Annotated in this window: 21 protein-coding genes; 5 read left to right on the top strand and 16 right to left on the bottom strand. The window is 61.7% G+C overall.

Features of this window, described 5'->3' with window-relative positions:
• From AB4N43_RS20445 to AB4N43_RS20430, 4 genes are read right to left on the bottom strand one after another with little or no spacing between them, the layout of a single operon-like run.
• On the bottom strand, window positions 1–4,566 hold the full coding sequence (locus AB4N43_RS20445; protein WP_460151896.1) for an alpha-2-macroglobulin family protein: 4,566 nt from the start codon (window positions 4,564–4,566) through the stop codon (window positions 1–3).
• Window positions 4,563–5,213, bottom strand: coding sequence for a DUF1175 domain-containing protein (locus tag AB4N43_RS20440; protein ID WP_032833560.1), 651 nt, complete (start codon window positions 5,211–5,213; stop codon window positions 4,563–4,565). The genes AB4N43_RS20445 and AB4N43_RS20440 overlap by 4 nt, the downstream gene beginning before the upstream one ends.
• Entirely contained in the window at window positions 5,198–6,907 is a 1,710-nt protein-coding gene (locus AB4N43_RS20435; protein WP_027924327.1) for a DUF2138 domain-containing protein, read from the bottom strand. The genes AB4N43_RS20440 and AB4N43_RS20435 overlap by 16 nt, the downstream gene beginning before the upstream one ends.
• 36 nt (window positions 6,908–6,943) lie before the next feature.
• Window positions 6,944–7,735, bottom strand: coding sequence for a YfaP family protein (locus AB4N43_RS20430; protein ID WP_460151895.1), 792 nt, complete (start codon window positions 7,733–7,735; stop codon window positions 6,944–6,946).
• Window positions 7,736–8,013: 278 nt separating this feature from the next.
• Here AB4N43_RS20430 and AB4N43_RS20425 point away from each other — a divergent pair, with 278 nt between their 5' ends.
• The 5 genes from AB4N43_RS20425 (at window position 8,014) to AB4N43_RS20405 (ending at window position 14,504) form a co-directional block, all read left to right on the top strand.
• The gene (locus tag AB4N43_RS20425) at window positions 8,014–9,156 is read left to right on the top strand and encodes a Fic family protein (RefSeq protein WP_460151894.1); all 1,143 of its coding nucleotides are present in this window, start codon (window positions 8,014–8,016) and stop codon (window positions 9,154–9,156) included.
• Between the two features lie 177 nt (window positions 9,157–9,333).
• On the top strand, window positions 9,334–9,576 hold the full coding sequence (locus AB4N43_RS20420) for an exodeoxyribonuclease VII small subunit (protein WP_007894317.1): 243 nt from the start codon (window positions 9,334–9,336) through the stop codon (window positions 9,574–9,576).
• Window positions 9,573–10,460, top strand: a complete 888-nt coding sequence (gene ispA, locus AB4N43_RS20415; protein ID WP_460151893.1) for a (2E,6E)-farnesyl diphosphate synthase — start codon at window positions 9,573–9,575, stop codon at window positions 10,458–10,460. Before AB4N43_RS20420 ends, ispA begins: the two co-directional genes overlap by 4 nt.
• 92 nt (window positions 10,461–10,552) lie before the next feature.
• Window positions 10,553–12,451: a 1-deoxy-D-xylulose-5-phosphate synthase gene (gene dxs, locus AB4N43_RS20410; RefSeq protein ID WP_027924331.1), complete on the top strand. Its 1,899-nt coding sequence runs from the start codon at window positions 10,553–10,555 to the stop codon at window positions 12,449–12,451.
• A 169-nt stretch (window positions 12,452–12,620) separates the two neighbouring features.
• Window positions 12,621–14,504 (top strand): TonB-dependent receptor domain-containing protein, encoded by a 1,884-nt coding sequence (locus AB4N43_RS20405; RefSeq protein WP_460151892.1) that lies wholly within the window; start codon window positions 12,621–12,623, stop codon window positions 14,502–14,504.
• A gap of 49 nt (window positions 14,505–14,553) precedes the next feature.
• Here the strand turns inward: AB4N43_RS20405 and AB4N43_RS20400 are convergent, their stop codons facing one another.
• From AB4N43_RS20400 to nrdR, 12 genes are all read right to left on the bottom strand, one after another.
• A complete protein-coding gene (locus AB4N43_RS20400) occupies window positions 14,554–15,354 on the bottom strand; it encodes a cobalamin-binding protein (RefSeq protein ID WP_027924333.1) in 801 nt (266 codons plus the stop codon).
• Entirely contained in the window at window positions 15,354–15,773 is a 420-nt protein-coding gene (locus AB4N43_RS20395) for a hypothetical protein (protein WP_027924334.1), read from the bottom strand. The genes AB4N43_RS20400 and AB4N43_RS20395 overlap by 1 nt, the downstream gene beginning before the upstream one ends.
• On the bottom strand, window positions 15,770–16,387 hold the full coding sequence (gene ribA / locus AB4N43_RS20390) for a GTP cyclohydrolase II (protein ID WP_027924335.1): 618 nt from the start codon (window positions 16,385–16,387) through the stop codon (window positions 15,770–15,772). Before ribA ends, AB4N43_RS20395 begins: the two co-directional genes overlap by 4 nt.
• Window positions 16,388–16,536: 149 nt before the next feature.
• On the bottom strand, window positions 16,537–17,271 hold the full coding sequence (locus AB4N43_RS20385; protein ID WP_027924336.1) for a substrate-binding periplasmic protein: 735 nt from the start codon (window positions 17,269–17,271) through the stop codon (window positions 16,537–16,539).
• Between the two features lie 21 nt (window positions 17,272–17,292).
• Entirely contained in the window at window positions 17,293–17,796 is a 504-nt protein-coding gene (locus AB4N43_RS20380; protein ID WP_027924337.1) for a phosphatidylglycerophosphatase A family protein, read from the bottom strand.
• A complete protein-coding gene (gene thiL / locus AB4N43_RS20375; RefSeq protein ID WP_027924338.1) occupies window positions 17,793–18,758 on the bottom strand; it encodes a thiamine-phosphate kinase in 966 nt (321 codons plus the stop codon). Before thiL ends, AB4N43_RS20380 begins: the two co-directional genes overlap by 4 nt.
• Window positions 18,759–18,776: 18 nt before the next feature.
• The gene (gene nusB / locus AB4N43_RS20370) at window positions 18,777–19,277 is read right to left on the bottom strand and encodes a transcription antitermination factor NusB (protein ID WP_027924339.1); all 501 of its coding nucleotides are present in this window, start codon (window positions 19,275–19,277) and stop codon (window positions 18,777–18,779) included.
• Window positions 19,274–19,750, bottom strand: coding sequence for a 6,7-dimethyl-8-ribityllumazine synthase (gene ribH / locus AB4N43_RS20365; protein WP_003185938.1), 477 nt, complete (start codon window positions 19,748–19,750; stop codon window positions 19,274–19,276). The genes nusB and ribH overlap by 4 nt, the downstream gene beginning before the upstream one ends.
• Before the next feature lie 91 nt (window positions 19,751–19,841).
• Window positions 19,842–20,933, bottom strand: a complete 1,092-nt coding sequence (gene ribBA, locus AB4N43_RS20360; protein ID WP_027924340.1) for a bifunctional 3,4-dihydroxy-2-butanone-4-phosphate synthase/GTP cyclohydrolase II — start codon at window positions 20,931–20,933, stop codon at window positions 19,842–19,844.
• Between the two features lie 16 nt (window positions 20,934–20,949).
• Entirely contained in the window at window positions 20,950–21,615 is a 666-nt protein-coding gene (locus tag AB4N43_RS20355) for a riboflavin synthase (RefSeq protein ID WP_027924341.1), read from the bottom strand.
• Window positions 21,616–21,662: 47 nt separating this feature from the next.
• Entirely contained in the window at window positions 21,663–22,796 is a 1,134-nt protein-coding gene (ribD, locus tag AB4N43_RS20350) for a bifunctional diaminohydroxyphosphoribosylaminopyrimidine deaminase/5-amino-6-(5-phosphoribosylamino)uracil reductase RibD (protein ID WP_027924342.1), read from the bottom strand.
• Window positions 22,793–23,257, bottom strand: coding sequence for a transcriptional regulator NrdR (nrdR, locus tag AB4N43_RS20345; RefSeq protein WP_003228656.1), 465 nt, complete (start codon window positions 23,255–23,257; stop codon window positions 22,793–22,795). Before nrdR ends, ribD begins: the two co-directional genes overlap by 4 nt.
• Window positions 23,258–23,272: the final 15 nt, after the last annotated feature.

Below are 23,272 nucleotides of genomic sequence, written 5' to 3'. Positions count from 1 at the left end.
TCAGTTGACCGTGACCTGACCGAGGGCCGGTTTCTGTTCCTGCGCCTGATGTTGCGGCGCATAGACCTGCGTGAAGCGCACCGGCGGCAGATTGAACTGACCCTTCTGCGAGAAGCGCACCAAATGTCGCAGGCGCAACTCACCGCTCAAGGCATCCACCGGAATCGCATAAGCCATCTGACCCGGCTCAAAACGCGCCTTCTCCAGCGCGGTCGGTTCGGTGCCGGCCTTGCCCATCAATTTGATGCCCCACGTCGTGCGTTCGACATCGGCGCCCGGCGGCAGCGGCACTTCGAGCATGCCGTAGCGCAACGGTTTCGCGGCTTTGCTGGTGATGATCACTTCATCCAGATACAGGCTGTCGCTGGACAACGGCTGGGTGCCGACCGCTTCGAGTTTGAAGGTGAAGGCTTCATCACCCGGCACCAAGCGCGACAGGCGACGAGTGATGGTCACGGCCATCGGATCAATCGCAGGTTGTTTGGTCTGGAAGCTCAACACGGCACGCAATGGCCGCTCCTGCGTCCCGGCCAAGGACAACACCGCTGGCACGGGCGCAGCACCCTGCCACGTCCAGTACATCTCACCGGTATCGCCGTACTGTTTCTTCCAGCCTTCACCCGGCGCCAGTGCGATGGTCGGCGAAGCTTGTTCAATACTGCGTTGCAGCCAGGTCAACGCCAGGGCGCGCTCCAGCGTCGATTGCTGGGGCAGCAAGCGTTGCAGCAAGGCTTGCGCGTGTGCCTGATCGAAGGGTTGCAGCGACAGGTTCAGCGCTTCGGCGAACGGCTGCGAGCTGACCGCCAGACGCTGTTGCGCATCCGCCAGTTGACGATTGAAAGCCTCCGGCAGCGTCACCTTGGACTGACGCGCCAGCGATGCCGTCAACACACGGGCAGCGGCCAGGCCGAGCGCCGAATCCGGATCGCTCATGACGATGCTGTCTTCGCCATCTTCCATCAGGTTCGCGGCATTACCCTCGCCCGCTTTCGCCAGGTCGTCCATCAACCCGCTGAGCAAGGTGTTCACCGGCAATTGCATCTGTTTGGCGAACGACAGGATCAGCGCACGCTGCAACAACGGCGTGTTCTGGGCCTGTTTCGAATACACCTCCAGCACCCGCTGCCAATGCTCCGGCGGCAAGCTCAAGTCCAATACTTTGCTGGCGTTCCAGTCGGCGTAATAGGCGTAAGCGGTGAGGAAGGCATCCGGCTCGCCATCCATGCCCCACCAGGTGAAGCTCGCGGAAGGCCCGGCCATTTGCACCAGTCGCAGGCGGCTGTTTTGCATGATCAGGCGCAAGCGATCGCGGATCTGCGGGTTCGAGGCCAGCGTCGGATAGGCGATGCTCAGCGGCAGCAAACGGCTGGCGGTCTGCTCGACGCCGCCGTACGGATAGCTCAGCAGATCATCCAGCGCCGAACGGAACAGCGCTTGCGGACTGTCATCCAGACGCAGGCGGATATCCGTCGCATCGGCCGGCAAGCTCAGCGGCGTATCACCACTGGCCACGTCCAGACTTTGGCTTTGCGTGACCTGCCAGCCTTCGCCGGTGGCGGTCAGGCGCACGGCCAGCGCGTCAGCGGTTTTGCCGTCCTGCACCAGTTCGGCGGTCCACTCGCCACTGGCCAACGAGAACTCCGGCAGCGCGATGTAGTTGATGCCGTTGTTCAGGGTCACAGGCACACGCTGATCGGCGCCGCCGAAATGAATCACCAGCTCCGCCTTGACCGGTTTCTCGGCCTGACTGAAGGCGAACACCCCGAGACTCGGCTTGTCGCCACTGCGGAATTTAGTCGGCCCGCTCCATTTCAGGTACAGCGGTTTTTCCGAACGCACGAACTGCTTCTTCTGCCCGACTTGCCCGTCATCGGCGATGGCCCGGGCGGTGATGCGCCAGCGGGTCAGCGAGTCCGGCATCTTGAAGGTGAAACGGGTTTTGCCGTTGGCATCAGTCACCAGTTCCGGCTGCCACGCGGCGGTGTCGACGTCTTCACGACGCGGCCGTTCCAGCACTTTCACCCCGCGCTCGCTGCGGTTGGCTTTGCCCGGCGCGCCGGGGCTGCCCGGCAGTGCCACGTCATAGCTGATGAACGACAGGCTGGCGCTGGTGCGCACGTTGTTGCGGCGCGGGTGGTAGAAGAATTGGTCGATGCTCGGCGCGACTTCCGGTTGCAACGCGTAGACCATTTCGTCGACCACGCTGACGGTCAGGTGCGCCGGAATCGGCTTGCCGGCGAACTGTGTGGTCAGGTCGACCGACACGGTTTCACCGGGTTGATACGTCTCTTTGTCGGTGGCGATGGCCACGTCGATCTGCGGCGCAATCACCTTGATCCCGGCGTTCTGGAAGCTGTATTGACCGCCCTTGGTGTAGAGCACGGAGAAAGTCAGGTTCGGGGCGAAATTGTCTTTCACCGGGATGCGTGCGCGGTATTGGGTGTCGCTGAGTTTCTCCATCTTCAGCCAGTCACCGCCCTTGGACAGCAGCGCGGTGGCCTCGACTTTGTCGCGCTCCAGCGACAGCAATGCATCGCTGATCGGCTCCGGGAACGTGATCAGTGCGAGGGCTTCATCACCGGCCTTGTACTCGGGTTTATCGAGGACGATTTCCACGGTGCCTGGCACGGCTTTTACGCCGTCGCCGGTGACCGAATGACCGGTCGCACCAATGACTCGACCATGGTCATCTTTCAACGTCAGGTTGTAGGTGCCGGGACGCTCGAAGGCCACGGTGAAACCTTTGTCTTTGGCGGCCAGTTTGCCGTCGCCGGAGGTCTGGTCTTCCAGACGCACCCAGCTGTAGCTGCTCGGCGTCACGGTTTTGCTCTGCTCGTTGGCGCCCTCATTGACGAAGCTGAACGCAACCTTGTCGCCCACCGCACTGAATCGCTGCGGTGCGCGCAAACTGAAACTTGCCGCGCCACGGTCGATGAGGATTTCCTTGGTGGTCTTGACCCGATACGCCGCGCCATCGCTGGCAAACACGGTGAGCATGTAGCGGCTCGGTTTCTCGGCGGCCGGCAGGTCGAGGGTCGCGTTGCCCTTGGCGTCGGTGGTCAATTCGGTGCTGGTCAGCTCCACCGGGAATTGCCCGAGGTATTGCAGTTCGTTGTCGACCATCGACAGTTGCTGGGCGCGCAGGCTCAGGCTCAACTTGGCGTTGGCCACCGGTTTGCCGTCCGGGTACAGCAGCACCAGGCTGCCCTTCACCGGTTCGCCGGTGCGGTAATCCTGCTTGGCCAGGTTCAGCGAGATTTCGAAGTGCGGCTTGATGTATTCGGCCACGCGGAACGCACTGCTGTAGGCCTGTTCCTTGTAGCTGAAACGCAGTTCATAACCGCCCGCCACCGCATTGTCCGGCAACTGGAATCGGCCTTGGGTGCCGGCCTTGGAATCCAGTTTCAGCGCCAGCGATTGCAGCGCCGTGCCGGTGGCATCGAGCACGGTTACGTTGACGTCGGCCGCAGTCGGTGCGACGGAATCCCGGGCGTTCTTGAACTCGCGCCCGACGATTTTCAACGACACCCAATCCCCCGGCCGGTACAGCGGCCGGTCGGTGAAGGCGTAAAGTTTGGTGTCGTAGATTTCGCTGTCGTAATAGAAGTTCTCGGAGACAAACACCCCGCCCTCTTCATCCTCGCCGATCACGAACGAACGCTCCGGGCTGACGTGTTTCAGGCGCAGCAAACCATCGCTATCAGTGGCGCCGCTGCTCATTACGCCGAGGCCATCGGTCCACAACACATTCACTTTCGGCACCGAACTGCCTTCGTGTTTGCGCGCGGCCCAGACCACCAGTTCATCACCGGCGATTTTGCTCACGGCCACGGTGTTCGAGACGAAGACCATGGTGGTCGCGCGGTACTTGCCGATCAGCGCTTCCACCAGGTACAGACCCGGTTTCAGGTTACCCAACGGGATGTAGACGTTACCCGGCGCGACGCTGACGAACTCACTGGAAGAGCCGGCCAGGTTCACGCCTTCAGGCGGCTGGATCGGTTTGGCTTGCCACAGCGGATAGCGGAATTGACTGACCACCGGCAGGCCCGGGATCAGGGCGAATTGCGGCTGTGCGTCGTAAGGCGTTGGCGCAGCAATCGCGGTGCCCATCTTCAGTTCCGGTACTTCCTCGGTGACTTGCTGACGGGACTCGTAGGAAAACGCCCGTTGCATCACGCGACGGGATTTGCGGTACCAGTTGTCCCACAGGTACGCGAGGGTATTCGACAGCCCTTCACCCTTGAACTGGCCATCGCTGACCACACGGTGCAGGTTCTTCTGGCGCTTGAGGAAATCCAGCGGCTTGTCGATGCGGTACACGCGAATGTCGGCGCCGCCATAAGGCTCCATGCGGAAACGGCGATAGTCACGGCCCGGCGCTTCGAGGCGCACCATCGCCTGTTCGTCACTGGCGAAACTGCTGTCGGCCAGCAGGAAAAAGCTTTCACCGGCCACCGGCGTATAGCCGCTCGGCTCGACGGTGTCTTCGGCGTTGACCGCCGAAAACGGCAGCACCAAAACCAACAGCAGAGGCAAAAAACGCAACATGCGGGCACCGATCATTGGGAGAGAAAATTCAGTCGATAGACGCCGATGAAGTTGGGGTTGGCTGCGTCGGGTATCCATCGGGTGTCCTTCCATGTCATGAGTTGCTGCAGGCTCGCGGATCGCATGCCGTTGTCAGTGGGGGTGGTGGTGCCGGTGTGATAGGCAATGTAGCGGCCCATCCAGATCATCAGGTGCTGGTCGTCGCCCTGATCGAAAAACATCAGGTCGCCGGGCCGGGCTTGCGCCACGTCTCGACTCACCAGATGGCTGTTGAACTGAATCAGCTTGATCGCGTTGACGTACGGCCCGACCTTGCCGCCGCCCTGTTGCCACTGCTGGGCGAGACCGCGTTGCGCCTCGCTCAACTGCAGTTCCGGTGGCAGGTAACGATTGGACAGGCCGTTGTTGCGCAGCCATTTATCGTCGTGGACTTTCAACGCTTCGTTGGCGGCGAACCGCACCAGCCCCGCGCAGTCCTGCTGATACCAGCGCGGGCTCGGGCCTTGGGTCAGTTGTTCCTGGGCGATGCGCACGAACCAGGCGCGGAACACCTGGGATTGCTGCGGATCCAGTGGCGCGGCCTCAGTGGCAAAGGCGCGACTGCCCAGCAACAGCGCCAGCAGGCCGAGGCCGCGGATGAGTGCGGTCACAGGGCTTTCCATTCCAGTGGCAGCCATTGCCAATGGCCATCGGGCTCGCTGCCTTCAGGCAAGGTCAGGGCGTATTTGCCGTAACCGCCGAGCTTGCGCAGTTTCGGGATCAGGTAGGTTTGCGCGGCGTTGTAAAACACCGGTTCCATGTCCTGCGGCAGGCTGTCGAGGGTTTCCTGTTGCATCAGTTGCGCCATCGCATCCGGGCCGAAATACACCGGCATCAACAGGTCTTTCGGCACCACGTCGGCCATCGGCGGGAAGCGCTTGTCGAGGGTGCCGAGGGCCTTGTCCACGAGTTTGTCGTCGAGGGAAAACAGCAGCGTCGAGCCGTGACGGGCCAGACTGACTTTCATGAAGGCCTTGCCGGAGATCGCGTCCGGATCTTCAGCGTCCTTGGCTTTGTAGGGACCGAAGTTGGAGCTGACCTGCCGCTGCCACTGGTGAGTCGGGCCGTCCTGTTTCTCGATCACCGGGAACGCGTGCTCTTCGACGTTGGGCTCATAGGCGCCGACCATCGAACCGAACAAACTGCCGAGGTCGCCATCGAGTTTGGCGCTGTCCTTGTCATTCAGGCTGGCCACCAGCAACGGCGTGTAGAGACGCGAATCGGCGTACCAGCACAGGCCCGCCGCACCGGCCATGTGTTCGGTCAACGCTTGGGCCACCGGCTCTTCGGCGCCGAGTTTCACCAGCAACGGTTTCTGCTGTTCAGCGGCCAGCGGCAAGGCCACGCAGGCACTGGCGCCCATCGGCATGGCTTGCCAGATCGGTTTGAAATCGAAGTCCGGCTGATCGTCCAGTTCATCCATCGCAAGGAAGCTGTGCCAGCCCTTGTCGTCCATGTCGAAACGCAGCCCGGCGAAATTCGGGATAAAGCGCTGGTAACCCATGGCCAACACGCTCGAATTGACCGACAGGCGTTGCTTCACTTCCGGCGCGCGCGGTGGCAGGCCGAATGCTTCGGGGAACAGTTTGTCGCCGTTGAGCAACGCGGCGATGGCCGTGGTCGAGACACTGCCGCGCTCGTCGCTCGGGCCGCTGCTCGGGTCGTAGAGTTTGACGGGATTGGACAGCACCACCAGTTTGTCGCCATGGGAGGCGAACACCAGCGCTTTGTTGTTGTAGGTGAGCTGATACAGCGCCACGTCGTCGGCGCCGACTTTCACCACACTGAGCTGGGTCAGCTGCGAATCGTCCAGCGCCACTTTGGCCAGCGGTTCCAGCACTTTGGCCAGACCACCGCGATCCATCACCAACAGGAAATCCTTGAGCCGACCATCCGCCCCGCGCCACAGCGCCACGTCGGCCGGTTGATCGAAAAGTTGCTCGATCAGGCTGTCCTGCAGTTTCAGGTCATGTTCGTAGATGATCCGCCGCAGACTGCCGATCAAGCCGAGGCGATCAACGTGCGCTTCGTAATAGAAGACGAAATCTTCGGTCAGGGTTTCCTTGAGGAACGGCACCGCCAGCAGATCCTTGGGCAATTGGCTCAGGGAATGGGTTTCGAGCAGACCGTCCGGCCGGCTCATGCCCAGTTTGTCGCTGGCCAATTGCGCTGGCGGAGCCTTGGGTTTGTGCATGAACCACCCCAACCCGCCCGCGACGCCGGCGACCAGGGCCAGGCCGACCAGCAGCGCCGGCCAGCGGCGAGGAGTTTTGGCGGCCGGTGTTTGCGCAGCCGGAGATACAGTGTTATCGCTCATGTTCACAACGCCCAATTCATCCGTGGTGCGGGATGCTTAATAGTTGAAAGTCTTGACCAGCAACAGGTCACCGATGGCCCGCAGGGGCACGATGAAGGTCTCGCGTTTTTCGTCGACGGTGTTTTCGTTGAGCACCAGGTTGATTTGCGAGGTGATGACCTCGTTCTGGTTGCTGGTCTCATCGAAGTTATAGCCTTCGCTGCCGAAGTTGCCCCAATAGTTCACGTAAACCAGATAGGTGCCATGCAGCGGCGCGGTCATGGTGAACATTTCCGGGCCGGGACCATCGACGCCATCCGGGTCGAGGCCGCCGCCATTGGTCAACGCCGTGTGGGCGAAAAACGCATGCTGGCCGTCGGGGGTAATGATGTGCAGGTCGAGCTCGGCTTTCGGGTCGTCCCAACCGAGCACCACGCGAATCCGTGCCGGCGTGCGCAGGTCATTGGCTTCATAGAATTGAACGCGCTTGAGCGACTTGCCTTCGGCACTGCGCACTTCGACGCTGTTGGAACCCGCGCCAAAGGCATACGGCCGGGCGAAACGCCCTTCGTCGTCGGTGTACAGGTTCAGTGGATTGCCGTTGACGGCGAGGGTGTGCGGCCCGCGTTGCGTGCCTATCGCCTTGAGCTGGCCTTCGATCATCGTGCGATTGCGCTGCACACCGCGGTCGATGGGCGGCGTGGGATAGGCGACCTGCGGGTTTTCGCTGCGGTCGAGCAGGCCGTTATAGCGCCAGCCGCCGACCGGCTCCGACAGCTCAGCCGTCGGCTCGGCCCAGGCGGCGCTCGCGCAGGCCAGCCCCATCAACAGCAAAAGAAGTGAACGCATGTGACGCCTCCTGCCATGCATAACGAAACCTTGCGCCCGATCCTCGGCGCGTTACAGATCCAAATACTGCGTTTCGTCAGAAAGACCCGTGACTATTGGGTCGTAGAAGGCGCGAAGGTTAGCGATTCGGCAGTTTTTTAACAATCGTATACCTCTTGATTTGCTGTAGGCATCACGAAGAAGTGGGGACGTGAGCCGAATAGCGACCTTATTCGGCTCACAAGATGAGCCGAATAAGGCTATTATTCGGCTCATTCACTCTGGAGTTACCCGTGGTCATGGCACCTCACTGGATTTGGCAACAGCCCGACTGGCCGAATTTCACCTGGCAATCCGAACGCCTGACGCCGCTATTGCGTGAGTGCGTACAGGCGCAAGGCCGGTTGATGGGCATGGCCAGTTCCGTGGATCGCTCACTCAGCGCACAGAACGAACTGGACGCGCTGTTACAAAACATCGTGACGTCTTCAGCCATCGAGGGTGAACAGCTCAACGTGGACTCGGTCCGCTCATCACTGGCGCGGCGCCTGGGCCTGGAGGTGGTCGATGGCGATAAAGTCAGCCAACGCAGCGAAGGGCTGGCGCAGTTAATGCTCGACGCCACTCAGCGCTTCGCACAACCGCTGACACTGCCGCGGTTGCTGGAGTGGCATACATGGCTGTTTCCCGATCAGGACATGAATGTTGCCGCCCGTTCGATCCATATCGGCGAGCTGCGTGGCGATGAGCCGATGCAGGTGGTGTCCGGGCGACTGGACAAACCGACCATTCACTACGAAGCACCGCCACGCCTTGGGCTTGAACAGCAGCTCGATACGTTTCTTGCATGGTTTGCAGCCAGCCAAAAGCAGGACGGGCTCGATCCCTTGTTGCGGGCCGGCATCGCGCACTTCTGGTTCATCACCCTGCACCCCTTTGACGACGGCAATGGTCGCCTCACGCGAACCCTTACCGATCTCGCCCTGGCTCAGGGAGAGGCGCAGGCGATCCGCTTCTACGCCATGTCAGCGAGCATCCTGGACGACCGCTCCAGCTATTACCGAGTGCTGGAAACCAGCCAGAAAAGCTCCATGGACATCACCGAGTGGCTGCAATGGTTTCTGCAAACCCTGCTGCGCAGCTTGCAGCAGGCCATGACGCGGATCGAAGCGGTACTGGGCAAGGCGCGCTTCTGGCAGGCGAATCGGGACGCAAAACTGTCAGCCGAGCAGATCAAGGTACTGAATCGCATGCTGGACGGTGGGCAACGAGGCTTCGCGGACGGGATCAGCGCGGCTCAATATCAAGCCGTGGCGAAAGTATCGAAAGCCACCGCCACCCGCCATTTGGCAGAGTTGCTGGAGAAGGGTTGCCTGCAACGCCTGCCCGGTGGCGGGCGTAGTACTCGCTATCAGGTCAGCTATCCGGATGACTCAGCATAATTAAGCCATAGGGTGAGCGTTAGCAGCTGGCGAAGCCTGCGTCCGGCTGCTACAAAGAGCTCGGTGCAGGTGATCCGGTTGCCGCCGGTGCTGTGGCCGAAATGCCCGGCCCATTTGCCCATAACCCCCATGTCTGCTAGTGTCGCGCCGGTTTAACGTCAACCGGAAATAGCCGCCATGGCCCGCAAAAAAGCTGCACTGGATTTCGAACAATCTCTCGCTGACCTGCAAACGCTGGTAGAGCGTCTGGAGAACGGCGAACTGTCGCTGGAAGACTCGCTGACGGCTTTCGAGCAAGGCATCGGTCTGACCCGCGATTGCCAGGCGGCGCTGGCCCAGGCCGAGCAAAAGGTTCAAGTGCTGCTCGAGCGTGATGGCGAGCTGGCCGAGGAACCCTTCGACGCGGATCAGCCAGAATGATTGCAGCGTATTCGGCGACCAGCCAGGCCCGTGTCAACGCGGCACTGGAAACCCTGTTCAACGCACCCAGCCCCGAGCTCGCCCGTCTCTATGAAGCCATGCGCTACAGCGTGATGAATGGCGGCAAACGTGTACGTCCGTTACTGGCTTACGCAGCTTGCGAAGCGCTGGGCGGCAAGGCCGAGCAAGCCAACGGCGCGGCCTGCGCAGTGGAGCTGATTCACGCGTATTCCCTGGTACACGACGATTTGCCGGCCATGGACGACGACGATCTGCGTCGCGGCCAGCCGACGACTCACAAGAAATTCGATGAAGCCTGCGCCATCCTCGCCGGTGACGGCTTGCAGAGCCTGGCGTTCAGCGCCCTGCTCGACCCGCGCCTGAACGCAGCTGACGCCGAGATCCGCCTGCAGATGGTCAGCGCCCTGGCCGTCGCGGCAGGTCCGGCGGGCATGGTCGGCGGGCAAGCCATCGACCTCGGTTCGGTCGGCCTCAAGCTCGATCAAAAAGCCCTTGAGTACATGCACCGGCACAAGACCGGCGCGCTGATTGAAGTCAGCGTCAAACTCGGCGCCCTGGCCAGCGGCCGTGCCGAGAAGGACGAACTGAAAGCGTTGCAGACTTATGCACAGGCCATTGGCCTCGCTTTTCAGGTGCAGGACGACATTCTTGACGTCGAAAGCGATACCGAAACCCTCGGCAAACGCCAGGGCGCGGACATCGCTCGCGACAAACCAACCTACCCGGCCCTGCTCGGCCTCGACGCGGCCAAGGCTTACGCCCTGGAACTGCGCGATCAGGCCCTGCACGCGCTGCGACCGTTTGACGCGGCCGCCGAGCCTTTGCGCGACCTCGCCCGCTATATCGTCGACCGGCGTAGCTGACAGCGTATCGGCCAAGTTAAAAGCAACGCGTGGGCAGGGGGCGATGCATCAGGTAAACTGCCGCATCTTTTATACCTATAACGATTCGCCTGATGCCCACGACGTTTCATGAGATTCCCCGCAAGCGCCCGACCACGCCCCTGCTCGACCGTGCCAACACGCCGGACGGCCTGCGCCGGTTAGGCGAAGCCGAGCTGGAAACCCTGGCCGATGAGTTGCGCCTGGAATTGCTCTACACGGTCGGTCAGACCGGCGGGCATTTCGGTGCCGGCCTGGGCGTCATCGAGCTGACCATCGCGCTGCATTACGTCTTCGACACCCCGGACGACCGGCTGGTGTGGGACGTGGGTCATCAGGCTTATCCGCATAAAATCCTCACCGGCCGTCGCGAGCGCATGGGCACCCTGCGCCAGAAGGACGGTGTTGCGGCCTTCCCGCGTCGTTCCGAGAGCGAGTACGACACCTTTGGCGTCGGCCACTCCAGCACTTCGATCAGCGCAGCGCTGGGCATGGCCATTGCCGCCCGCCTGCAAAACAGTGATCGCAAAGCCATTGCCGTGATCGGCGACGGCGCGCTGACCGCCGGCATGGCCTTCGAAGCGCTGAACCACGCGCCGGAAGTGAACGCCAACATGCTGGTGATCCTCAACGACAACGACATGTCGATCTCGCGCAATGTCGGCGGCCTGTCGAATTATCTGGCGAAGATCCTTTCCAGCCGCACTTACGCCAGCATGCGTGAAGGCAGCAAAAAGGTCCTGTCGCGCCTGCCCGGGGCCTGGGAAATCGCCCGGCGCACTGAAGAATACGCAAAAGGCATGCTGGTTCCTGGCACGCTGTTCGAAGAACTGGGCTGGAACTACATCGGTCCTATCGACGGCCATGACCTGCCGACCCTGATCGCGACGCTGCGCAACATGCGCGACCTGAAAGGCCCGCAGTTCCTGCACGTCGTCACCAAGAAAGGCAAAGGCTTCGCTCCGGCGGAAGTCGATCCGATCGGCTACCACGCTATCACCAAGCTCGAACCGCTGGACGCTCCGGCCGCCGCCCCGAAAAAGGCCAGCGGACCGAAGTATTCCGGTGTGTTCGGTGAATGGCTGTGCGACATGGCCGCGTCTGATCCGCGTCTGGTAGGCATCACCCCGGCGATGAAAGAAGGCTCCGACCTGGTGGCGTTCAGCGAGCGTTTCCCGCTGCGCTATTTCGACGTGGCGATTGCCGAGCAACACGCGGTGACCTTCGCCGCCGGCATGGCCTGCGAAGGCGCGAAACCGGTGGTGGCGATTTATTCGACGTTCCTGCAACGCGGTTACGACCAACTGATTCATGACGTCGCGGTGCAGAACCTCGACGTGCTGTTCGCCATCGACCGCGCCGGCCTGGTGGGCGAAGACGGCCCGACTCACGCGGGTAGCTTCGACCTGTCGTTCCTGCGCTGCATCCCCGGCATGCTGGTGATGACCCCGAGCGATGAAAACGAACTGCGCAAAATGCTCACCACCGGTCACCTCTACAACGGCCCGGCGGCGGTGCGTTATCCGCGCGGCGCGGGTCCGAATGCGACCATCGAGAAAGACCTGCAACCGATCGAAATCGGCAAAGGCATTGTTCGTCGTCAGGGCAGCAAAGTCGCCTTCCTGGTGTTCGGCGTGCAATTGGCCGAGGCGCTGAAAGTCGCCGAGACGCTGGACGCGACGGTGGTCGACATGCGTTTTGTCAAACCGCTGGATGAAGCGCTGGTTCGCGACATCGCTGGCAGCCACGAGCTGCTGGTGACCGTCGAAGAAAACGCAATCATGGGCGGTGCTGGCGGCGCGGTCAGCGAATTCCTTGCCCGCGAGAACATCCTCAAGTCGATCCTGCACCTGGGCCTGCCGGACCTCTATGTCGAACACGCCAAGCCTGCACAGATGCTGGCCGAGTGCGGGCTGGACGAGGCAGGGATCGAAGCGGCGGTGCGCGAGCGCCTGCAACTGCTCAAGATTTAACCTGCTGGATACACGCAATCCCCTGTGGGAGCGAGCCTGCTCGCGATAACGGACTGACAGTCAACAATTCCCTGACTGACACACCGTCATCGCGAGCAGGCTCGCTCCCACATTGGTTTTTTGTGATCTTCACATTTTGTTCGCTACAACGCGCCACAACGGACTGCCGATGAAACTCTCCCCCCTCGCCCTGACGCTGACCCTGCTGCCGGCCGGCCAACTGCTGGCCGACTCCTTCGAACGCGATCAAGCGTTGAAACTGCCCGACGTACTGATCACCGCCAACCGTCAGGTCGAAGCGCGCAACGACAGCAGCGCCGCCAACACGGTGTTCACCCGAGAAGACATCGACCGCCTGCAACCGAACAGCATCACTGACCTGCTCAGCCGGGTGCCGGGCGTGCAAGTCGCGCAAACCGGTGGGCGCGGCAGTCTGCCAGGGGTTTACATCCGCGGCACCCAGTCAGCGCAAAGCCTGGTGCTGGTGGACGGTCAGCGCATCGGCAACTCGACCTCAGGCGACAGCAACCTGCAGCACATCAACATCGAACAGGTCGAGCGCGTGGAAGTGCTGCGCGGCTCCCGTTCGGTGATTTATGGCAGCGATGCGATTGGCGGGGTGATTCAGATTTTCACCCGCCGTGGCGACGAGCAAGGTCTGCAACCGCGGTTGCACGTGGGATTTGGCAGCAACCAGACCTGGGAGCGCAGCCTTGGGCTGTCCGGCGGCGATGACAAAACCCGCTTCAACCTCGGCGCCAGCCTCAATGAAACCGCCGGGATCAATCGCACGCACCAGTCGTACCCCAGCGACAGCGATCACGATGAATACCGCAACCAATCGGTCAGTTTCAGCATCAGTCACGCGCTCACCGATGACCTGGAAATCGGCGCCAACGTGCTGGATAACCGGGGTAAAAGCGAGTTCGACAACCCGTTTGGCCGCTTCGACTCCACCACCTTCGAGTCCGTGCAGCAACAGCCTTACAGCGATTTCGAGGTGAGCAGCGTCAGCAGTTACGTCGATGCGCGGGTTAACGACATCTGGAAAACTCGCGTCGAGTTCGGCCACAGCGAAAACCGCGAGAAGACCCTCGATAAGCTCAGCGATGAACGCAGCGTCTTCAACACCTACCGCGACTCAGTGAACTGGCAGAACGACCTGACGCTCAACGACCGCAATAGCCTGCTTCTGGGCGGCGACTGGTACGAAGACCGGATCAACAGCACTACAGCGTTCGATGAAGACAGTCGCTGGAACCGTGCGGCGTTTGTCCAGCATCACTATCGGGCGGACAGTTTTTCCACTGAGCTGGGCTTGCGCCACGACGAGAACCAACAGTTTGGCGGCCAGAACAGTTGGAGTGGCACCCTCACTGTGCCGGTGAATCCGGACAACGACGTGCTGCTGACCTACAGCGAAGGCTTTCGAGCGCCGACGTTCAACGACTTGTACTACCCGGACTTCAGCAACCCGGATTTGAAACCCGAAACGTCGAAAAGCTATGAACTGCAATGGCGCAGCCAGCTAACCGAAAACAGTCGCCTGGAAGCGTCGCTGTACCGCACTGACCTTGAAGACGCGATTATTTTTGGCAGCAACTCGCGGCCAGAGAACGTGGCGTCGGCGCGGATCAACGGTTTCGAAGCCGCACTGAAACAGGAACTGTTCGGCTGGCAAAGCAACCTTGGCGTGGCGATCATCGACCCGCGCGACCGCGATACCGGCCATACCCTGGCGCGTCGTGCACGGCGGACATTGAGCCTGGACCTGGATCGACAATTTGATCGCCTGGGCCTTGGTGCGAGCTGGCAAGCAGTCAGCAGCAGCTATGACGACCTGAACAATCAACAGCCGTTGGGTGGATACGCCTTGTTAGGGTTGCGCAGTAGCTGGGAGCTCGACCGTGAAATCAAGCTTGAGCTGAAGCTCGATAACCTGCTGGATAAAGGCTATAGCCGGGCGCTGTATAGCCATGACGGCAGTGAATATGGGTATCGCGAGGAAGGTCGGGCGTTGATGTTCGGGGTGACCTGGACACCGGAAATCTGATCTGAAGTCAGTGGTGTCAAGGCTTGCCCATGATGGCCGCGCCTCGGTCTCAGCGGTCCGGTGCGATAAGCTGGCAAAGCTTCGCAGTGGCCTCGACCATCTGCCCACTCGGCCGCTCCAGCCCCTTGTCCGACACCAGCAGCAATTGCCCCCGCGTCACCGCCGCCACCTGCGGCCACGCCTTCCACGCGTCGAGCTGGGCCTGATCACTGGCCAGAATCACCTCGGGATTGCGCTGCAACACCGCCTCGACACTGACCTGCGGCGCCGGCAATGTCTGGTCGGCAAACACATTGCGCGCCCCACACACTTCCAGCGCATCACTGATGATCTGCCCACCCCCCACGGTGTACAGCGGCCGATCCCAGACCTGATAAAACACCCGCAGAGGCTCGTCCCGCCGATAACGCTGGCGCAGGTTATCCAGTTTTTGCCGCAGGTCAGTCGCCAACGTCACGCCCCGTTCGGGCCGGCCGAGTTGCGTGGCGATGGCTTCGATTTGTGCAGCGAGTTGGTCGAGCGTGTGGGGTTCGGCGACGTAGGTGGGAATGTTCAAGTGCTTGAGCTGCTCACGCTGCGCGGGGCCAACACTGCCCGGCCAGAGCAGCAGCAAATCGGGTTTGAGACTGAGCAAACGCTCCATGTCCAACTGACCATAGCGGCCAACGGAAGGAAGGTCTTGCAGTTCGGCCGGGCGTTCACCAGCATCCAGCACCCCGACCAGCAGGTCGGCTGAGCCCAGTTCAACCACGATTTCAGAGAGGGACGGCGCCAGACTGACGACCCGTTCGACGGCAACCGCCGAGCCGCTGGCGGCCAATAGCAATACCGCCAGCCAGGCCCGGCGCATCAGCCGAGTTGACGCGGAATACGGTAGAGGTAGAACAGCACCGTGGTCGACAGCGCCAGCAACACCAACGGCACGGCTTCGAGGCCGACGAACACCGCCAGCGCGCCAATCCAGGCCGGCAATGCAGCCGCCAGGAACGCGGTACGTCGCTTGGCGGCCAGGACGATCCAGGCGGCGGGTTCTTCGGGCGTATCGAGGGCTTTTTGCGTCGCGATCAGGGCGTGCTTGTAGCCACCGAAAAACTTCAGGCTGACAAACATCGACGCCACACCTGCGATGAACAACGGCATCGCCAGCACCGGCAGGATCGCCTCGCCTTGGCCGAACACGCCATTGATCACGAACAACGGCAACAAGGCCAGCGCCAGGTATTGCCACCAACTGAACGACAACCGCCGCCGAACCTGACCGCGGGTCACGCCCGATCCGCCTCGCCCTGATGCTCGTTGCCCATCATGTGGTCGAGCTTGCTGGCCTTGGTCGCCAGGTAGAGTTTGTTGTGCGGGTTGTGACCGGTGTGCAGCGGCACGCGCTCGGCGACCACTATCCCCATGTCGGTCAAGGCTTTGACCTTACGCGGGTTGTTGGTCATCAGACGCAGGGATTTCACGCCCAGGTGCTCAAGCATCGGCAGGCACATGGCGTAATCACGCTGGTCGGCAGCAAAGCCCAGGCGCTCGTTGGCTTCAACGGTGTCGGCACCGCCGTCCTGTAACTCATAGGCGCGGATCTTGTTCAGCAGGCCAATGCCACGGCCCTCCTGACGCAAGTACAGCAACACGCCACGGCCTTCACGGGCGATGGCCTGCAACGCGGCTTCAAGTTGCGAGCCGCAGTCGCAACGCTGGCTGAACAAGGCATCACCCGTCAGGCATTCGGAGTGCAACCGGCCGAGTACCGGGGCACCGTCGGCGAACTCACCCAGACTCAGCACGACGTGCTCGCGCCCGTTTTCTTCATCGAGAAAGCCGTGCATGGTGAATTGCGCAAAAGGCGTTGGCAGCTTGGAAGCGGCGACGAAAACGACAGGCACCGGTGTGCTCCTGATCAATAAGTACTGGAGATTCGCAGACGCGGCATTGTAACAGCAGGTTCCTACAGACGCTTAGGCTGAATTATGGGGCATAACGATCAAAATGTTAGATCTCAGGCCACTGACGCCAGCGGCTACAGGGTCCGTGTTCAGTTCGCGTCGAACGGGTAAGGCTGCTTCCAGCGTTCGAAGATGGGTTTCAGTGAACCGTTTTTAACCAACAGGTCCATGCGCTGGTCGAACAAGGCCATCAACGTTCGGGCCTTGGGCGTATTGGCGAAGCACAAGTACAGCGGCAATTCAGCGATATGGGTGCGACGGAACTGGGCAGGATCCTTGGCCCGTTTGACGATGTAATCAATCTCGGTCAGCGCGTCGATGTAAAAGTCGGCGCGGTTGTGCATCAGCATCGACAAAATGCCAGTGCGTCGTACGACCTCGTTGTAACGCCGCACATTAGGCAGGTATTTCTGGTATTCGTAACCGCGAACCCAGGCCAGACGATAGTTGCCGAGGGTCTGCGGGTTCGGTGCCGGATTACTCGCCAGGCCCAAGGCATAGATGTGATCGGTGTCGTAATTCCAGCGTGGATAAAGCACATCGCTGGCCTCGTCACGGTAAGCACCGACACAGGCATCCACTTCACCGCGCTGGGCCAGGCCCACGGCGCGGGTGTACGGCTCGGTACGGAAGTCGAGTTTGACCCCGGCCGGTTCGAAGATGGCCCGCATCACGTCCCAGCCCAGGCCATGCCCGTCAGCGGCGGTGTAGTCTTCCCATTCTTCGCTGGCCAGATGGATCACGGACGGCGTCGGCGCGGCGTCCCCCGCCTGGGCGAGTGAGCAAAGCATTGCGAAAATCACCGCCAACCAGCGCCGAACCATCCAAGTCCCCTGCTTCGCCCGTCAGGCGAGAATCCTTACCAACCCTTGCATCGCCAACCACGCAAATACACCGGCCAGCACGTCGTCGAGCATGATCCCGACGCCGCCATGGACATGCCGGTCGATCCAGCGAATCGGCCACGGCTTGAGAATGTCAAAGAAGCGGAACATCAGGAAACCCGCCAGCAACCAGTACCAACCTTCCGGCACCAGCCACAGGGTGATCCACATCCCGACCATTTCATCCCAGACGATGCCCTCGTGGTCATGCACGCGCAAATCGTCGGCCACCTTGCCGCACAGCCAGAAGCCGAACAGCATGGTGATGCCCAGCATCAGCCAGTAGGCCCAATCGGGCATCATTTGCCACAACGGGATAAAGGGTAGCGCAACTAACGAACCCCAGGTGCCCGGTGCCTTCGGAAGGGTTCCCGAGCCGAAGCCGAACGCCAGGAAATGCCAGGGATTGCGCCAGACCGAAGGCGGTACGAACTCCGCCGGGACCTGTTTGGGATGATCTGTCACGGTGTCTCCCGAAAATGTTGATAGCCCCGGGTTTGCGGGGTGATGTCTTGTCCATCGGCATCCAGCAGCGCCACGCCCTGCCCCGTCACGACACACCCGACCACATGGATTGGCCAGCCTTCTGCCAGCAATGCCGGCAACTCGACGGACGGTAGGGTGAAGGCGAGCACATAATCATCGCCGCCGCTGAGGGCTGCGGTTTCGGCAGCGGATTGACCGAGAAAGGCCACTAACGCAGCCGACACGGGCAGCTTACTCCGCTCAAGCTGAATGCCGACCTTCGACGCCAGCGCGATGTGACCGCAGTCGGCGAGCAGGCCGTCGGAGATGTCCAGCGCCGAGGTGGCCTTACCACGCAGAGCCTGACCCAGCGCCAGTTGCGGCTGCGGTGACCAGTAATGCGCCAGCAGCGGCTCGGCAACGGCGGCGTCAGCCATTCGCTGCCCCAACACCAGTGGCAAAGCCCCGGCCGCATTGCCCAACTCGCCACCCACGCACAACAAATCGCCGGGCTGCGCGCCGCTACGGGTCAGCGCCTGAGCGGCCGGCACACGACCGAACACGGTCATGGTCAGGCTCAGCGGCCCTCGGGTGGTATCGCCGCCCACCAGCGCCACGCCGCAGCGTCGCGCCATCAGGTTCAAACCACGGGAGTACGCCTCCAGCCAATCGGCGGTCACCGTCGGCAAGGTCAGGGCAAGGGTAAAGGCAATGGGGGTGGCGCCCATGGCAGCCAGGTCACTGACGGCCACAGCCAGCGAGCGCTGACCGAGCAAAAACGGGTCGCAGGGGTCTGCGAAATGCACACCGGCCACCAGGGTGTCGGTGGAAATGGCCAACTGCTCCCCGGGGGGAACAGCCAGCAAGGCGCAGTCATCGCCGATCCCGAGGGCAACGCCTTCGCCGCCTTGCGCACAGGGCGCGGCGGCGAAAAAATTGCGGATCAGCTCAAACTCGCCCATCGCGATATCAAGCGCAAATCAGCGCTTGAACGCCTTCACTTCAGCTTCACGCAGACGTGGGGCCAGCTTGTCGAGTACACCGTTGACGAACTTGTGGCCGTCGGTGGAACCGAAGACTTTCGCCAGTTCGATACCTTCGTTGATCACAACGCGGTAAGGAACGTCGACACGCTCGAGCAGTTCCCAGGTGGACAGGCGCAGAACGGCCAGTTCAACCGGATCCAGCTCTTCGATGGTGATGTCCAGGCAAGGCGTCAGGGCTGCATCGATCTTGTCCTTCTTCGCCGGAACCCCGTGAAGGATTTCGCGGAAGTAGGCACCGTCGACATCACTGAAATCGTTATCGACCCGGAACTGCGCTTCGATCTCGCTCAAAGACTGCTTGGCCATGTGCCATTGGTACAGCGCCTGGGTCGCGAGCTGACGGGCTTCGCGACGCTTGACGCTTTTCGATGGCTTGCCGGCATCCGCAGGCTTTGGATCGCGCGGGTTGAAACGATCGCTATCGTCGCTAATCACTTGGCCTCCAACTGCGCCAGCAGGCTGACCATTTCCAGAGCGGACAGGGCTGCTTCGGCACCTTTGTTACCGGCCTTGGTGCCGGAACGTTCGATGGCTTGCTCGATGGAATCAACGGTCAGCACGCCGAAAGCGACCGGAACGCCGAACTCCATGGACACCTGGGCCAGGCCCTTGGTGCATTCGCCTGCCACGTATTCGAAGTGCGGAGTGCCGCCACGAATGACCGCGCCCAGGGCGATGATTGCCGCGTACTCGCCTTTTTGAGCGACTTTCTGCGCAACCAGCGGAATTTCGAAGGCGCCAGGTGCGCGGATGATGGTGATGTCGCTTTCGCTTACGCCGTGGCGAACCAGGGCATCCACTGCACCGCTGACCAGACTTTCAACGACGAAGCTGTTGAAACGGCCCACTACCAAAGCGTAGCGGCCTTTAGGGGCGATGAAGGTACCTTCGATGGTCTTCAGGGTCATTCGTTAGATCTCTTAAAGAGCCGGGACGCGCTTTCTACGCGTCCCTCAGTGATTTGTTAGCCGCGAATCAAAGACTGGAAACAACCGGTCATTATTCGGAGGGCACGTATTCTACAACTTCCAGATCGAAACCGGATATCGCATTAAATTTCATTGGCGCACTCATCAGGCGCATTTTGCGTACGCCCAGGTCCCGAAGGATCTGCGAACCGGCACCGACGATGCTGTAGGTGGTCGGTTTTTTCACGGCCGCCTGGTCGGCGGTTTCGCGAATGTGCGCCAGCAACACGTCGCCATCGAGCGGGTGACCGAGCAACAGCACCACACCGCTGCCAGCCTCGGCAACCGCAGCCATGGCGGCGCGCAGGCTCCAGCGGCCTGGTTGCTTGACCATCAGCAGGTCGCGCAGCGGGTCCATGTTGTGCACGCGAACCAGGGTCGGTTCTTCGGCACACACATTGCCCAGCGTCAGGGCCATGTGCACGTCGCCTTCCACGGAATCACGATAGGTCACCAGGTTGAATTGGCCCAGTTCGCTGTCCAGTGGCTGCTCGGCAATCCGCTGAACGGTACGTTCGTGGATCATCCGGTAGTGAATCAGGTCGGCGATGGTGCCGATCTTGATGCCGTGTTCAGCGGCGAAAGCTTCCAGTTCAGCGCGACGGGACATGGTGCCGTCGTCGTTCATCACTTCGCAGATCACACCGCTCGGCTCGAAACCGGCCATGCGTGCCAGGTCGCAAGCGGCTTCAGTATGGCCTGCGCGAGCCAGGGTGCCGCCGGCCTGGGCCATCAGCGGGAAGATGTGGCCGGGGCTGACGATGTCTTCAGCCTTGGCGTCTTTGGCTGCGGCCGCTTGCACGGTGCGTGCGCGGTCGGCGGCGGAGATGCCGGTGGTCACGCCTTCAGCCGCTTCGATCGACACGGTGAACTTGGTGCCGAAGCCGGAACCGTTGCGTGGCGCCATCAATGGCAGCTTCAGCAGTTCGCAGCGCTCGCGGCTCATCGGCATGCAGATCAGGCCACGGGCGTGCTTGGCCATGAAGTTGATGTGCTCGGGCTTGCAGCACTCGGCGGCCATGATCAGGTCGCCTTCGTTCTCGCGGTCTTCGTCATCCATGAGGATGACCATCTTGCCTTGGCGGATGTCTTCAACCAGTTCTTCGATGCTATTGAGCGCCACAAGGCACCCCCTTGAGTCAGGATTTGAGGTAGCCGTTGGCGGCCAGAAAGCTTTCGGTAATGGTGCTGCCGGCAGTCGACTCTGCGGCCTTGTCACCCAGCAACAGACGCTCCAGATAACGCGCCAGCAAGTCGACTTCCAGGTTTACCCGGCGACCTGGCTGGTACGACGCCATGATGGTTTCGCTCAGGGTGTGCGGAATGATCGTCAGCATGAACTCGGCGCCATCGACCGCGTTCACGGTCAGGCTGGTGCCGTCGACAGTAATCGAGCCTTTATGGGCGATGTACTTGGCCAGTTCTTTCGGCGCGCGGATGCGGAATTCCACGGCACGCGCGTTTTCGGTACGGGCAACCACTTCGCCCACGCCATCGACATGACCGCTGACCAGATGCCCGCCGAGGCGAGTGGTCGGGGTCAGGGCTTTTTCCAGGTTCACCGGACTGCCGCTCTTGAGGTCGTTCATGGCGGTGCAGTCGAGGGTTTCGCGGCTGACGTCGGCGGCAAAGCCGTTGCCCGGCAGTTCTACCGCGGTCAGGCACACGCCGTTGACCGCGATGCTGTCGCCCAGTTTGACGTCGCTCAGGTCGAGCTTGCCGGTTTCTACGTGGACCCGCACATCACCGCCCTTTGGGGTCAATGCACGAATACTGCCGATGGATTCGATGATGCCGGTAAACATGAGGTTCTCCTCGAGAACAAAGCCAGCGCTGTAGCGATGGCCGGGAATTATACGCTCGCTACTGGCGAAGGAATGGCAGTGACCCGCCAGTCATCGCCAACCGCGCGAATTTCGGTGATTTTAAGTTCGGGAGCATCCTTCATTTGCGCGAGCGGCCAGTCGAGCAGCGGCCGCGCCGAAGAACCGAGGAACTTGCCGGCGATGAAAATCTGGAATTCATCCACCAGGCCTTGCTGCGCGAAAGCACCGGCCAGACGCGGCCCGGCTTCGACCAGCACCTCGTTGACGTCACGGGCGGCGAGCACGACCAGCAGTTGGCGCAGATCAACCTGACCGTCAACGCCAGGCACGATCAGGCATTCAGGGCCATTGGCGTACTGCTCCTCTACCGCAACGCAAGTGGCGACCAACGCCGGGCCAGCCTTGAAAAACGGCGCATTCAGCGGCACCCGCAGGCGACCGTCGACCAACACGCGCAGCGGCGGACGGCTCATGGCCAAAGCGGTTTGCTCCGCATCCAGGCCTAATTCGTCAGCGCGCACGGTCAACCGGGCGTTGTCCGCCAGCACCGTGTCGGCGCCGGTCAGCACGACGCTGGCCTGGGCGCGCAGGCGTTGCACCGCCGAACGCGCGGCCGGACCGGTGATCCATTGGCTTTCGCCACTTTCCATCGCGGTGCGGCCGTCCAGGCTCATGGCCAACTTGACGCGCACGAACGGCAAGCCGTGTTCCATGCGTTTGAGGAAGCCCTGATTGAGCTTGCGCGCCTCGCCTTCCAGCACGCCGCTTTCGGTGGCAATTCCGGCCTGGGCCAGGCGTTGCAGACCGCGACCCGCGACTTCCGGGTTCGGGTCCTGCATCGCCGCGACCACCCGGGCGACCCCGGCATTCACCAGCGCATCGGCGCAGGGCGGCGTGCGGCCGTGGTGGCTGCAGGGCTCAAGGGTTACGTAGGCCGTAGCGCCACGGGCCTTGTCGCCAGCGGCGCGCAGGGCATGGACTTCGGCATGCGGCTCGCCGGCGCGCACGTGCCAGCCTTCGCCGACAATCTGCCCGTCCCGCACAATCACGCAGCCCACCCGAGGGTTGGGGTGCGTCGTGTAATGACCCTTGCGCGCCAGTTCCAGCGCGCGGGCCATGTAATGAGCGTCGAGGATGGCGTGTTCGGCGGGCGTATTCATTCTTTCACCGGCTCACGGGCCAGGCGATCGATCTCTTCGCGGAACTCGTTGAGGTCCTGGAAGCGGCGATACACCGAAGCGAAGCGGATATAGGCGACTTCGTCGAGCTTCTGCAGCTCGGCCATCACCAGTTCACCGACCACGAGGGATTTGACCTCGCGCTCGCCGGTGGCGCGCAGTTTGTGTTTGATGTGTACCAGCGACGATTCGAGGCGCTCGACACTCACCGGGCGCTTCTCCAGCGCTCGCTGCATGCCGGCACGCAGTTTTTCTTCGTCGAAGGGCTGACGGCTGCCGTCGGTTTTGATCAGGCGCGGCAACACCAGTTCGGCGGTCTCGAACGTCGTGAAACGCTCGCCGCAGGCCAGGCATTCACGCCGGCGGCGCACCTGTTCGCCCTCGGCGACCAGACGCGAGTCGATGACCTTGGTGTCGTTGGCACCGCAGAAGGGACAGTGCATGGTGGCAGGCAACAA

It is taken from the genome of Pseudomonas sp. S2_B07, assembly GCF_054668435.1.
The sequence above is the reverse complement of the archived record's forward strand: the minus strand, read 5'-3'. Positions and strand labels throughout refer to the sequence as shown.

Bases quoted from the DNA above. Each gene is read 5' to 3' on its own strand.
- AB4N43_RS20445 (WP_460151896.1), bottom strand. From the start codon at position 4,566: ATGATCGGTGCCCGCATGTTGCGTTTTTTGCCTCTGCTGTTGGTTTTG.
- AB4N43_RS20440 (WP_032833560.1), bottom strand. From the start codon at position 5,213: ATGGAAAGCCCTGTGACCGCACTCATCCGCGGCCTCGGCCTGCTGGCG.
- AB4N43_RS20435 (WP_027924327.1), bottom strand. From the start codon at position 6,907: ATGAGCGATAACACTGTATCTCCGGCTGCGCAAACACCGGCCGCCAAA.
- AB4N43_RS20430 (WP_460151895.1), bottom strand. From the start codon at position 7,735: ATGCGTTCACTTCTTTTGCTGTTGATGGGGCTGGCCTGCGCGAGCGCC.
- AB4N43_RS20425 (WP_460151894.1), top strand. From the start codon at position 8,014: ATGGCACCTCACTGGATTTGGCAACAGCCCGACTGGCCGAATTTCACC.
- AB4N43_RS20420 (WP_007894317.1), top strand. From the start codon at position 9,334: ATGGCCCGCAAAAAAGCTGCACTGGATTTCGAACAATCTCTCGCTGAC.
- ispA (WP_460151893.1), top strand. From the start codon at position 9,573: ATGATTGCAGCGTATTCGGCGACCAGCCAGGCCCGTGTCAACGCGGCA.
- dxs (WP_027924331.1), top strand. From the start codon at position 10,553: ATGCCCACGACGTTTCATGAGATTCCCCGCAAGCGCCCGACCACGCCC.
- AB4N43_RS20405 (WP_460151892.1), top strand. From the start codon at position 12,621: ATGAAACTCTCCCCCCTCGCCCTGACGCTGACCCTGCTGCCGGCCGGC.
- AB4N43_RS20400 (WP_027924333.1), bottom strand. From the start codon at position 15,354: ATGCGCCGGGCCTGGCTGGCGGTATTGCTATTGGCCGCCAGCGGCTCG.
- AB4N43_RS20385 (WP_027924336.1), bottom strand. From the start codon at position 17,271: ATGGTTCGGCGCTGGTTGGCGGTGATTTTCGCAATGCTTTGCTCACTC.
- thiL (WP_027924338.1), bottom strand. From the start codon at position 18,758: ATGGGCGAGTTTGAGCTGATCCGCAATTTTTTCGCCGCCGCGCCCTGT.
- ribH (WP_003185938.1), bottom strand. From the start codon at position 19,750: ATGACCCTGAAGACCATCGAAGGTACCTTCATCGCCCCTAAAGGCCGC.
- AB4N43_RS20355 (WP_027924341.1), bottom strand. From the start codon at position 21,615: ATGTTTACCGGCATCATCGAATCCATCGGCAGTATTCGTGCATTGACC.
- ribD (WP_027924342.1), bottom strand. From the start codon at position 22,796: ATGAATACGCCCGCCGAACACGCCATCCTCGACGCTCATTACATGGCC.
- nrdR (WP_003228656.1), bottom strand. From the start codon at position 23,257: ATGCACTGTCCCTTCTGCGGTGCCAACGACACCAAGGTCATCGACTCG.